The following is a 12,106-nucleotide window of genomic DNA, read 5'->3' on the forward strand; positions in this document are numbered from 1 at the left end:
GTGGACTACTGGGGTATCTAATCCCATTCGCTACCCACGCTTTCGTGTTTCAGTGTCAGGTATGCACCAGTGTACTGCCTTCGCTTTTGGCGTTCCCCATGATATCAACGGATTTCACCCCTACACCATGAGTTCCGTACACCCCTTGCACCCTCCTAGTTGTACCGTTTCCCGTGCGATTCTGTTGTTAGGCAACAGGCTTTAACACAAGACTAATACAACCACCTACACACCCTTTACGCCCAATAATTCCGGATAACGCTCGGGGCCCTCGTATTACCGCTGCTGCTGGCACGAGGTTAGCAGCCCCTTATTCATGAGGTACCGTCAATAAACTTCTTCCCTCATAAAAGATCTTTACACTCCGAAGAGCTTCATCAATCACGCGGCGTCGCTCCGTCACACTTTCGTGCATTGCGGAAGATTCTCGACTGCAGCCACCCGTAGGTGTCTGGGCAGTGTCGCAGTCCCAGTGGTGGGGGTCAGGCTCTCACCTCCCCTAGCCGTCTACGCCTTGGTAAGCCATTACCTTACCAACTAGCTGATAGCGGGCGGGCCGTTCTAGAAGCGCCGGAGCTTTACTCCTTGGAGACTATCGGGTATTAGCCTGTCTTTCGACAGGTTATTCCTGACTTCTAGGTACGTTCCCACCTGTTACTACCCCGTTTGCCGGTTGCCCTTGCGGGCCCCCTTGACTTGCATGCCTTATCCACGCCGCCAGCGTTCATCCTGAGCTAGGATCAAACTCTACATATAAGATGAAAATAAATTTTCACCTAAATGAGCAGAACAAAAGAAAAATTGTGATTAGCTCTTTTTCTCCATTCTAATTTTCTATATTTTGTATTTCTTTTTTTGACACAGATGTTGTACGACAATCTGCGTCGGAAAAAGACGGGTTTTCCAGCACGTAAAAGCGGTGGCAATCACATGCTGACTATCCACCTCGTACACGTACTCGGTGCACGAGGTGGTCTACATTCAGTTGTCAAAGATCTGTCTAGAAAAAGGCCCGCTCGCCAGTCAAACCGACGAACGGGACTGATTACTAGAGGAGCACCCATTATAGCCAGCAATAGAGCCATGTCAAGGATTCTTCATGGCACTGTGGGAAACGGGTGGACAATAAAACGATTTCATCGCACACATATTGACAAACCACAAAAAACCTATATTCTGCAAGGTAGATTTTCCAACCAGAGATGGGTACATAATCATACGAGTACTGATTAAGGTAGCGGGAGACACACAAACAAAAAACACCAGACTGTTACGTCGGGTATTTTTGTTTGAAAATTACTTTCTATTTCAATCCCTGCAAAAGCTCCTGCATTCCCTTCAATGTGTTTGCCATTTGGCTCAGAACATCTTGATACGATGCAGACGCACCGAGAACAACAGGAGGAAGTGTATATGACCTCACAATCTGAAACCAGCCATCACTGAAGTCGTACACATCTGGACCTTCTCCGTCGTCATACCATGCCCCAACCTCAATTTTGTATTTACATATAGTACTTGCGTACGTTGATGGTATGTTCCACGTATACGAACCATCATCACTGGTATCTTGCACTATCGTTGGCCAACCGCCAGCACAACTGCTCGCCAGTCTGATTGTCACACGATCACTGGAAAGATTTGCCGAACTCCAAGTAATCGTATGCGTGCTTCCTGCGTGCCAGACTTCTCCACCATTTGGACTTATTACCTTAATAGAATCGACTGGTGTTGGATTACTAGAAATAGAAAATTCTCCCGTCATATCTGAATCAGTTGGTTCAATCCAAGGTTTGCAACAGAATATCTCACCCACAAGAACCTCTATCCTAAATGTTCCAACAAGTTCATCATCTGAATAATTTGAACCTTTTGCTGGGTAGAATTTAATTTTATTTTCTCCATTGTGAACAAACCCATCCTCATATGAGTAGTACACCTCATTTACTATGGTTTCTTTGTCACCCGTTGTTTTATATAACTTAATTGCCACATCTGGTTTTCCATCTGGACTACGTACATCAAAACCAACTGAGATTGCTTGTCCTGGAATATATCTTTCACCACCAACTGGATTAAATACATCAATAGATTCGTCTACGGTTCCCTGACCTAACTGTATTTCAAACCAATCATTACTCTCATCAGAAACCATATATGCCGTTGTTCCAGGGATTGTAGCGATACGTACTTTGTATCCACACTTATCATTGGCGTACCTACTTGGCACCTTCCATACGTACTCTCCAGTGTTTCCCGTGTCCGAGACAATAACACCGCTCATAATACTAGTCGATATCATTGGACACTCACTCCTAAGAGCAATGCTAACGCGTCCATCTTTACCATCAAATCGCTTGTCCCATGTAATCCTTGCCGTCTTACCTGTGTACAACACCTCTCCTCCGTTTGGATTAGTTACCTTGATGTAGTCAGGTGTCGTTGGACCTTCATTGGTAATTCTGAATGTTTCATTACTTCGATCGCATGGAGGTTTTGAATACTCACCGTGTGACCATGGGCATACTTCCATGTAGTAATACCCGAGCGGAATTGCGGCCCCCGCGGCTCCTTGTGTACCAACTTCCCACTCATACGTTTGTTTTGTTTGGGTTCCGTCCATCGGTATTGCTGAATTAAGTAGGAAACGTTTATTGGCATCAGCACCGACTGTCTGCACGTATAAATCAAAATACTGTTGTTGTTTTGTTATGTTCGGGGCTGTCCATACAATATCTATCATAGTGCCGAACTTCAACGTCTCCCCTCCGTTTGGATAGAGGACTGTTATTGATGGGGTGGCATTACTACCACCAGCTTGATCCTGTAAAATTACTAATTGACGCTGAAGTTCTTGTACTTGCGCCATTAACGATTGAATAAGTGCCTGCATTGAACTTGGGTTTGTTTCCGCACGTACTGGTTGCACAAAAAAAGCCCCAACGATAAGGGCAACAGCGAACAGGGAGAGGTATTTTTTCATAAATACTACAAGTATTACTTTTTATAATACCTTCATTATTAGCTTAATACTCAAGGAGTCAAGGGAGAACTATTTTATCCTCCTGCGGTACAATAAGTGTATGAACCTCATCGAACCTGTATCCAAACATTTTCGAATTAACGAGTACCAAACAAAGGCACTCAAAAAGCTCGGTGTTGTCTCACTTCACAACCTCCTCTACCACTTCCCTGCACGATACATTTCATCGGCAAATGAGGGCGTTATTCAAACAACCACATCAGACGGCGTAGTGTCTCTTATTGGCACCATTTCAAAAACAAAAGCACGCAAGGCATGGAAAAGTAAAATTCCCATGACTGAAGCAACACTTAAAGATGAATCTGGAAGTTTGCATCTCCTCTGGCTTCACCAACCATACATTTCAAAAATGTTTCCTGAAGGCTCCTTAGTTGTTGTTGCAGGAAAAATAAAAGAGAAAGACGGCAAGCGTTCAATGATTAATCCAGAAATTACGCACGCAAAACCCTTTGGAAGCCTGGCTTCCAACGCGTTGGAAGCCAGGCTTCCAAATGCAAACAATGTGTTGTTCGGTACATCGACAGAACACAACGCCGACATGCCTCTCATTCCTGTGTATCCTGAGAGTCGCGGTGTTACGTCGCGATGGTTTCTCTACACAATCCAAAAAATCCTCACACAAGATGTGTTGGATGCTTTACACGATCCAATTCCAAAAGATATTTTAAAAAAATACAATTTGCCCGCACTCGCAACCGCACTCGTGTGGATGCACACACCAAAAACTGAAACGGATGCAATCGCCGCACGCAAACGGTTTGCATTTGAAGAAGTATTTTTCATCCAACTCCAAAAACAACAGGAACGCTCCCGTGCAGACGCACTTCCAACGTGGGATATTTCTGTTTCAAAAAAAGAACTCACCACGTTCATCAAACGCTTTCCTTTTACACCCACAAACGCGCAGACACGAGCAATTGAAAGCATTCTTGAAAACTTTGACTCACCTCACGCAATGTCCCGTCTCCTTGAAGGAGATGTTGGTTCAGGAAAAACATTTGTTGCAGCTGCAACGGCGTATTGTGTGGTCACCAGCCGACCAAAAAGTGCTGAAGGAAAGGATCAAGATTTCGGAAACCTCCAAACGGCCTATATGGCACCAACAGAAATTCTCGCCCAACAACACTTTGAATCGTTTATTGAATTCTTTAAGGATTTACCGATTCAAATTGGACTCATTACCTCTTCTGGTTGCAAAAAATTCCCTTCAAAAGTGAACCCGAACGGATGGACCGATATTTCCCGTCCACAACTGCTCAAATGGGTCGCCAGTGGTGAAATCCCTATTCTTATCGGCACACATGCACTTATTCAAAAGAGCGTGAAGTTTAAACACCTTGCCTACGTAATTATTGATGAGCAACACCGCTTTGGTACCAACCAACGCGCACTTCTCGCGCGAAAAACAGATGCTCCAGACCGTGACGCGTGGCGAATGCCTCATCTCCTTTCAATGACAGCGACACCAATTCCACGCACGCTTGCACTCACGGTCTACGGCGACCTTGACCTCACACTTCTTGATGAACAACCAAAAGGACGAAAAGAAATTAAAACGGAAATCGTTACGCCAGCAAAACGCGCACAAACATACGCGCACATTCAAACGCTCATAGACGAGGGCAGGCAAGTATTTGTGGTCTGTCCGCGTATTGACGAACCAGACCCAGCAAAAGAAACAGCGCTTCGTGCAAAGTCAGTTGTTGAAGAAGCAAAACGCCTCAAACACGACGTATTTCCAAAATCGCGCATCGGTATTGTGCATGGAAAAATGAAACCTCAAGAAAAAGAAGGTGTCATGAAAGAATTTTCAGAGGGAGCAATTGATATTCTTGTCGCCACGTCGGTCATTGAGGTCGGCGTGAACGTTCCCAATGCCACCGCAATTATTATTGAAGGTGCGGACCGCTTTGGTTTAGCACAACTACACCAGCTCCGCGGGCGTGTTCTGCGAAGTAGCTACCAAGCATATTGTTATTTATTTACTGATTCAAAAAGTGCTTCCACAAGCGACCGTCTGAAAGCACTCGCATCTTCCGCAAACGGTTTTGAGCTTGCAGAACGCGATTTGGAACTACGCGGTTCGGGTGAACTGTACGGCGGACGACAATGGGGCATCACCGATGTCGGTATGGAAGCACTTCGCAATTTAAAAATGGTTGAAGCCGCACGCAATGAAGCGCGACAACTCATTGAAACAGATTCTGAATTAAGAAACACACCACTCCTTAAGGATGCGGTGCGAGAGCGTGAATCAGTTCACTTTGAATAATTGACAAGTGTACTTTAATATGATATTATTGTTCCAGTTCAATCGTTGTTCAAAACTCTAGGGAGAAAAAGATGCGGATATCGAGCTTCGTGCTGACGAGTGGAGAACTCAGTAGGGTCCTCATCTTGGAAACGGTGGATTTTCCAATCACCCCCGACGACGCCGTCAAGGCGGCACACAACTCGGAGTCCTTTCGATTCGAGAACGGAGAAGTCGTCTTTTATGTTCGGTACCCGTGGGAGCATGTTACCCGAGAACAGAGTAGTTCGGCATTTCGCGAAAGCATCCTTCGCCTGAACGAGGAATACTCCTCAAGGTGACCTCGCCCCCGCACACGAATCATGTGCGGGGGTTTTCGCATAAAAATACCGGCCATTTTCTGGTCGGTGTTTTTAAATCTATATTAGTCGCCTTCTTCGTCATCGTCATTTCCTCCGCGACCATCATCGTCATCATCGTCACCGTTGGAGTCACGGGTTGATGTTCCTTCAACAGAACCCCCTCCCGCTGGACCACCTCCTTGATGAATGTCGCCCGTGGTACCTCCACCATTAAGAGTATCTTCAAATCGTGGGTTTGGTGGAGATAGCAATCCATCTTCATTGGACCAACCACTGTCGTCACCATCATCGTCTGAATCACTATCGTTCGAATCGTCATCATCATTCCAACGAGCTTCACCTACAAAGGCGCGTTCAAATGGCGCTCTAAATGTATCATTATCTTCTTGAGGAAGTTCATTAAATTTGCCTGAGAGACGTCTCATGGCACGCTTAACTGAATCGTGCCCCTCTGTGTTACCCCTCTTTTCAAGCTCAGTAGAAATTTCATCCACAAGCGAGAGTGCCTCCTCAATATCAGAGCGCTTTCTGTCTTTCATTTCTACAGGTGCTCCAACATCTTTATTTGAATTTGAAGTACCTTCTTGTATATCTTGTTTGGAAAATGCACGTGCATCCTCTGAAGATTCTTGTCCAGAACCACTTTCAGTATTTGTGGCAGTATCAACCGCAAGTGTCGCCATCATGAGTGTAGCTTCTGGTGTTTGTTCCCCACGGGCAAGGCGACGTGATGATTCATCAGAGATGAGTGCCTCAAGTTCATCAACGCGTTCATTTGCCATTGCAACACGCACATTGTCCCTACTCTTTTCTGAAGTAAGTGCGAGCACAACACCTTCCGTTGCGCGATCAAGAGCAAAGAGTGTGTCGCCTGGTTTTGCACTATCAGCAAGAGCAACGGTACTACCCCCAGCAAGAACAAAAATGAGAATCGCTGAAACAGTTACCATCAAACGACGGTGTACTATCAACATCCACGAGTATGGAGATACTACGGGTCGTGCTAAATGTTCGCGCGCAATAGACACCCAGAGTGTTTGTTTCTCTTCGTTTGAAAGATTTTGTATGGAAACCCGCTTTAGCTGGTCTTCAATTGTTGAAAATTCGTTATTCATATTTTTGCATTAAAACTCGAAGCTCTTTGAGCGCGCGGTGGTGACGAACTTTGGCGTTTGTTTCTGTGGTATGTAGCATCTCGGCGATTTGAACAAAAGGTAATCCTGAAAAATAACGTAGTGTTATCACATCACGATGTTTTTCTGGCAACTGTGCAATGAGATGTCGTATGCCGTCTGGGTCCGTGATGTCCGCCTCAACGCGAGGGTGTTCACTTTGTTCCAAATCGTCTAACGATTCGTGGGTGTGCGTTTTGTAGTGACGAATGAGTCGGCGTTTTGCAATCGTAAACACAAAGCTATAAAAATGTGCATCTGATATGTATGTAAAACGTGGCATTGCTCCCCACACGTCCACAAAAATATCTTGCACAATATCCGTCGCCTCATCACGCGAACGAGCTCGTGGACGAACAAAAGAAAACATCCTGTCTATGAGGTGCTCATAAATCGCCCGAAAAGCCATTTCGTGCCCCTCTCCTGCTTTCGCCAGCGCGTCAGCAAGACTGTCATACCCTGTTAGTGGTGCTCCCATATATGAATGTCGTCCTATTGTAGTAAAGTTACAGAGAAACCGCCAGACACAGTGAAGTTGCAAAGGGTTGCATTCAGGCGCTTCAGATATCACAATGGCTACTGGTGATTGAAAACCTGTGTCCGCCCCTAGCTCAATTGGTTAGAGCACCGAGCTTATACCTCGGCGGTTCTTGGTTCGAGTCCAAGGGGGCGGACACAGATTTGCAGTTAATGTAATCTAAGCTTATATATCGAAGATATTCTCGGTATTAAAAATAAAAAATGAACAAAAAAACACAAGGGTTATACATGATGATTATTGGAGGAGCATTCTTGATTGGAATCGGTCTTTTTTCATACGCTAGGAGCGAATCAACATATCTTGAAGCCGCTCGTCTCGGAGGTAACTATTTGGCAGCACACACAAACACCGATGGTTCATTTGTCTATCAGTACAACCCTGTCACAGACACCGAATCTTCTTCGTACAACATTGTTCGTCACGCAGGCACAACATATTCCCTTTTAGAATTATACGAAGCAACACATGAGCAAAAATATTTAACCGCCGCGGAATCTGCTCTCAATTATCTTGCAGAAAGTGCAGTCCCCTGTCCGTTCATGTCTGATGCACTCTGTATTGAAGAGGGTAATGAAACAAAACTCGGCGGAAATGCTCTCGCGGTACTCGCATTTACAAAATATCTAAGTATTGCTGAAGAAGCGACCGGAACAACGACGACCGCGTATCCCTATCTTTCTCTTGCACAACAACTCGCAAATTTTATTACCAACACACAGGCACCCGACGGAGAGTTTACAGTACACAACGTCACCATAGACACGGGTGAGCGTTCGGCATTTGAATCAGAATATTATCCTGGAGAATCCATCTTTGCTCTTGCTCGACTTTTTGAACTCGATAGGGATACAAAATGGATTGATGCGGCACATCGAGGTGCACACTGGCTCATTGAGGTTCGTGATGCAGATGTTGCCATACAAAATCTCAATCACGACCATTGGCTTCTCTATGGCCTTAATGAACTCTACGCAAACCGACCTGATGAAATCTATCTCGCACACACACAAAAAATTGTGCAATCAATTGTGGCGGCACAGCACACAAACAAGACGGGTGACCAGGAAGATTGGAATGGTGGTTTCTACGACCCACCACGCTCAACTCCAACAGCAACACGCAGTGAAGGTTTGGGTGCAGCATACTGGCTCTTTAAAAAAGCGGGTGATGACGCATACGCATTTGTTGCCCTCGATGCTATGGAAAAAGCGGTAGTATTTCAGTTGCGAACACAATTCACCGCGTCACAATTACGCACATTGAAGGGAAACTCCAGCGGAGTTGGTGGATTCCACGAAAGTCTAGATGGGTACGCAATTCGTATTGATTACGTGCAACACAATATTTCTTCATTGCTTGCACTCGATAGAATTCTCGCGCAACAAAAAAACTAAGAGAGACATTCGTGAATTTTCTCCAAGAGATTTTCAAGTTTCCAGTCGCTCTTTACTAAATAAAACGCCGGTAGCAATTTTGTAACATCTGCATTTCGTTTTTCATCTGTTGCAGAAAGGTTGGTCAAAATAATAACGGGGGCCGTTTTCCCCCATGGGTCATCGCGCAATAATTCCAACATTGTCATACCGTCCATTTTGGGCATCACAATGTCAAGAAGAATGAGGTTTGGATGTTCCCGTGTTGCAATATCAAGACCCTTTTCTCCATCTTCGGCCTCGAGAACTGCAAATCCGTTTTGTACTAAAAAATCACGCAACGCTCCGCGTATCTGTATTTCATCCTCAATAATAAGAATGGACTTTTTTTGGTCTGTCATAGTACTTCAAGAATACACCAAAAGGAGAATTATATGCACGCAAATACATATTTCTGTGGAAAAGAAAGGGGGCGGGTGTTTCCACCTGCCCCACTGCTCGCGGAGGAATTACCCCTCCATGATGTGTCCGCGAATCCTCGTGATTTCCCTCGTTGCCTTAAACAGCATGTCTTGGTTGAATCCTCCCTTGAAGAGCTCCATCAGGAGCCAGTAGGCCGCGTTCAACTGCTTTTCGGTCAATTTCCGCTCATCAAGCTTCTCCGAGACAAGCCGTGCCTCAAAAGAAAGGCACATGTGTACTGCCGGAACCAGGCGAAGTTGGTGGCGGTCATGAGAGACCGCGCGGGCGACTCTCATACCTACCTCCTCAGAAGTTGGCGTCTCTGGGTCGGAATGTACCAGAGGGAGTTGGTGTTGTCAACTGTTTAGGCGATTTTTGTAGATCGTCGCTCGCGTTCATCTTCCCCTTCTTTAATTTTTTCTCTGACGGCGCGCTGAATAGTTTTTTTCCAATCACCTTCAACAACAGGAAGGTGCATGTCACGCTCCATTGCCAATCCTTCTTCTTGTATTCCCTCTAGGACAAGCTTCATGTTTTCAGGAAACAATGCTTCCTCAAGTCGAATTTTTTTATTTTCTATAATAGAAAGAATGGGGTCTTTTACCTTCTCATACACAATTGCAGTTTCTCGTCCTACTTCTTGTGGAGAGGCAATTTCACCAACAACATCTTTTGCAGTACGTCCTTCGTTTTCTTCTGCTGCTCCTTTAAATCTTTTTTCAAATATAGACATATTTGTATAAATTAAATTATATATACCTATGATACCACTTTTTCCTTGTGTGCGTCTTTCTTCACCGCAATGCCATGCGTGCGCAAAATAGCCTCAAATTCTTCCTGTTCTATCGTCTCTTTTTCAAGTAAGTGCACCACAATGGCGTCTAACGGCGCACGATGATTCTTGAGAGCGTTTTCTGCCTCAACGAGTGCACTCTTAATAAAACTGCTCACCTCTTCATCAATAAGAGCTGCAACTTTTTCTGAATATCCTGCGCCTTCTTGCATGATGCCGTTCATCGCCATCTTCATATCATCATCTTCAAATGCAATAGGGCCAAGCTTCTTTGACATGCCATAGCGCATCACCATATCCCGAGCAAGTGCAGATGCTACCTGTAAATCGTTTGACGGACCAGTTGTTACATCACCAAAAATAAGCATCTCTGCAGCATAGCCACCAAGCGTCATCGCAAGCCGGTCAATAAATTCTTTACGCGAAAGCAATCGACGTTCCTCCAAGGGCAACGAGAGTGTGTATCCTCCGGCGTGACCACGAGCAATGATAGAAATTTTGTGAATTGGGTCTGAATTTGGTAACACCGACGCAACAAGTGCATGTCCTGCTTCGTGGTAGGCGGTGATTTTCTTTTCTTTGTCCGTCAAAATGTGACTCTTTCGTTCAGGACCAAGCATTACTTTTTCAATAGAGCGAATTAAATCAAATTGCGATACTGATGTGCGGTTTTCGCGCGCCGCAAGAATAGCGGCCTCATTCATAACTGACTGCAAATCAGCACCCGAAAATCCAGGCGTGCGCTCTGCAATCACTTTCAAGTTTGCGTCTTCTGCAAGGGGTTTACTTCGTGCATGAATACCAAGAATTGCCTCACGGTCTGGGCGGTCAGGTAAATCAAGACGCACACGTCTATCAAAACGTCCTGGACGAAGAAGCGCGGGGTCAAGCACATCTGGTCGGTTTGTTGCCGCCATCACAATAATCTCCGCATTCGGTTCAAAGCCATCCATTTCAACAAGAATTTGGTTGAGTGTTTGCTCACGTTCATCATTTCCACCACCAAGACCCGCACCACGTACACGACCAACGGCGTCAATTTCATCAATAAAAATAATTGCGGGACCAGAACGCTTCACTGATTGGAAAAGGTCCCGCACACGCGACGCACCAACACCCACAAACATTTCAACGAATTCGGAACCGGAAATAGAGAAGAATGGAACATTTGCTTCGCCCGCAACCGCACGCGCCAACAGTGTCTTCCCTGTCCCAGGAGCACCCATCAAGAGCACACCTTTTGGAATGCGTGCGCCAATTTTGAGAAACTTTTTTGGATTCTTGAGGAAGTCCACGATTTCAAGCAGTTCTTCTTTTGCTTCCTTCACACCTGCAACATCTTTGAACGTAATTTTGAGTTTATCTTTGGGGTCAAAAAACTTTGCACGTGATTGGCCGAATGAAAATGCCTGCATGCCCGCACCTTTCACTTGTCGCGTGAGCATCCAGATGAAAAAGATAATAAAGCCGAGAGGAAGGAGAATTGGAGCGAGATTAAGAACCCAGTACCAAAAACCAGATTCCTGTTTAATTGAAAGAGATGTTGTCGCAAGTTGTTCTTTTGAAACGCCGTACGACGAGAGTGTTTCAACAAGCGAACTTCCTGTTTCTTTCTCTGATTTTTTTATGGTGCTGTCTAGGTAGGTAAGTTCAAGGGTATCTCCGCGTACCACAATTGCTTTCACCGTTCCTACTGTTACGTCGTTGGCAACTTGCGACAGAGGAATATCTTCAGGCGCGTCCTGTGAGTTAAGCGCATTGTATGCAAATGAAAGAACAACAAGCAAAAGAACTGTAAGACCCACGTTCATTAGAAATGGGCGATTTTTCATTTGTGGCATCGGAAACTTTCCGTCATTTCCCTTTTTTCCATTTGGATTTTGTTTTGGAGAGGTGGACTTCATGTGGCGGTTATTATACACGAAAAGTGGTATGAGACGATAGAAAACGAAAGCGCCCCGCCGAGCACTTTGTGCTAGGCGGGGCAATCGGTACTGCTTGAGGTCCAGGTATTTATGGGGTCAAGGTGCTCATGCAAGCCGGACAGTATTTGTTGTTGCAGGGCCAACAAGGACAGTCTCTGCCGTCATGTGGCCTACCGCAGTTGTG

General features: G+C 45.3%; 9 protein-coding genes, 1 tRNA gene and 1 rRNA gene. 3 read left to right on the forward strand and 8 right to left on the reverse strand.

Translation table 11 applies throughout. The features are described from left to right. A 16S ribosomal RNA gene (locus tag NUW02_00425) occupies window positions 1–756 on the reverse strand; the annotation flags it as partial. A 547-nt stretch (window positions 757–1,303) separates the two neighbouring features. Continuing rightward, the gene (locus NUW02_00430; GenBank protein ID MCR4274506.1) at window positions 1,304–2,983 is read right to left on the reverse strand and encodes a GPI anchored serine-threonine rich family protein; all 1,680 of its coding nucleotides are present in this window, start codon (window positions 2,981–2,983) and stop codon (window positions 1,304–1,306) included. Between the two features lie 100 nt (window positions 2,984–3,083). Here NUW02_00430 and NUW02_00435 point away from each other — a divergent pair, with 100 nt between their 5' ends. Then, on the forward strand, window positions 3,084–5,315 hold the full coding sequence (locus NUW02_00435; protein MCR4274507.1) for an ATP-dependent DNA helicase RecG: 2,232 nt from the start codon (window positions 3,084–3,086) through the stop codon (window positions 5,313–5,315). A 403-nt stretch (window positions 5,316–5,718) separates the two neighbouring features. On the opposite strand, the gene NUW02_00440 is transcribed toward NUW02_00435, so the two are convergent. Next, on the reverse strand, window positions 5,719–6,771 hold the full coding sequence (locus NUW02_00440) for a hypothetical protein (protein ID MCR4274508.1): 1,053 nt from the start codon (window positions 6,769–6,771) through the stop codon (window positions 5,719–5,721). Further along, a complete protein-coding gene (locus NUW02_00445) occupies window positions 6,764–7,306 on the reverse strand; it encodes an RNA polymerase sigma factor (GenBank protein MCR4274509.1) in 543 nt (180 codons plus the stop codon). Before NUW02_00445 ends, NUW02_00440 begins: the two co-directional genes overlap by 8 nt. Window positions 7,307–7,428: 122 nt before the next feature. On the opposite strand from NUW02_00445, the gene NUW02_00450 reads away from it, so the two are divergent. Both NUW02_00450 and NUW02_00455 read left to right on the forward strand, forming a co-directional pair. Next, window positions 7,429–7,502 (forward strand) — tRNA-Ile (locus NUW02_00450). A gap of 67 nt (window positions 7,503–7,569) precedes the next feature. Further along, the gene (locus NUW02_00455) at window positions 7,570–8,763 is read left to right on the forward strand and encodes a hypothetical protein (GenBank protein MCR4274510.1); all 1,194 of its coding nucleotides are present in this window, start codon (window positions 7,570–7,572) and stop codon (window positions 8,761–8,763) included. Here NUW02_00455 and NUW02_00460 read toward each other — a convergent pair. The 4 genes from NUW02_00460 to ftsH all read right to left on the reverse strand — a co-directional run bounded on the left by NUW02_00460 (window position 8,760) and on the right by ftsH (window position 11,901). Then, window positions 8,760–9,143 (reverse strand): response regulator, encoded by a 384-nt coding sequence (locus NUW02_00460; GenBank protein ID MCR4274511.1) that lies wholly within the window; start codon window positions 9,141–9,143, stop codon window positions 8,760–8,762. The two genes, NUW02_00455 and NUW02_00460, sit on opposite strands and share 4 nt — an antisense overlap. Before the next feature lie 108 nt (window positions 9,144–9,251). Next, entirely contained in the window at window positions 9,252–9,437 is a 186-nt protein-coding gene (locus tag NUW02_00465) for a hypothetical protein (GenBank protein MCR4274512.1), read from the reverse strand. A 131-nt stretch (window positions 9,438–9,568) separates the two neighbouring features. Beyond that, entirely contained in the window at window positions 9,569–9,937 is a 369-nt protein-coding gene (locus NUW02_00470) for a hypothetical protein (GenBank protein ID MCR4274513.1), read from the reverse strand. A gap of 26 nt (window positions 9,938–9,963) precedes the next feature. After that, window positions 9,964–11,901, reverse strand: a complete 1,938-nt coding sequence (ftsH, locus tag NUW02_00475) for an ATP-dependent zinc metalloprotease FtsH (GenBank protein MCR4274514.1) — start codon at window positions 11,899–11,901, stop codon at window positions 9,964–9,966. Window positions 11,902–12,106 lie beyond the last annotated feature (205 nt).

This window comes from Candidatus Campbellbacteria bacterium (genome assembly GCA_024653945.1).
GTDB lineage: Bacteria > Patescibacteriota > Minisyncoccia > Phycocordibacterales > EsbW-18 > EsbW-18.

Excerpts from the sequence above, each read along its gene's own strand:
- ftsH (MCR4274514.1), bottom strand. The coding sequence starts at position 11,901 with ATGAAGTCCACCTCTCCAAAACAAAATCCAAATGGAAAAAAGGGAAAT.
- NUW02_00470 (MCR4274513.1), bottom strand. The coding sequence starts at position 9,937 with ATGTCTATATTTGAAAAAAGATTTAAAGGAGCAGCAGAAGAAAACGAA.
- NUW02_00445 (MCR4274509.1), bottom strand. The coding sequence starts at position 7,306 with ATGGGAGCACCACTAACAGGGTATGACAGTCTTGCTGACGCGCTGGCG.
- NUW02_00435 (MCR4274507.1), top strand. The coding sequence starts at position 3,084 with ATGAACCTCATCGAACCTGTATCCAAACATTTTCGAATTAACGAGTAC.
- NUW02_00455 (MCR4274510.1), top strand. The coding sequence starts at position 7,570 with ATGAACAAAAAAACACAAGGGTTATACATGATGATTATTGGAGGAGCA.
- NUW02_00460 (MCR4274511.1), bottom strand. The coding sequence starts at position 9,143 with ATGACAGACCAAAAAAAGTCCATTCTTATTATTGAGGATGAAATACAG.
- NUW02_00440 (MCR4274508.1), bottom strand. The coding sequence starts at position 6,771 with ATGAATAACGAATTTTCAACAATTGAAGACCAGCTAAAGCGGGTTTCC.
- NUW02_00430 (MCR4274506.1), bottom strand. The coding sequence starts at position 2,983 with ATGAAAAAATACCTCTCCCTGTTCGCTGTTGCCCTTATCGTTGGGGCT.
- NUW02_00465 (MCR4274512.1), bottom strand. The coding sequence starts at position 9,437 with ATGTGCCTTTCTTTTGAGGCACGGCTTGTCTCGGAGAAGCTTGATGAG.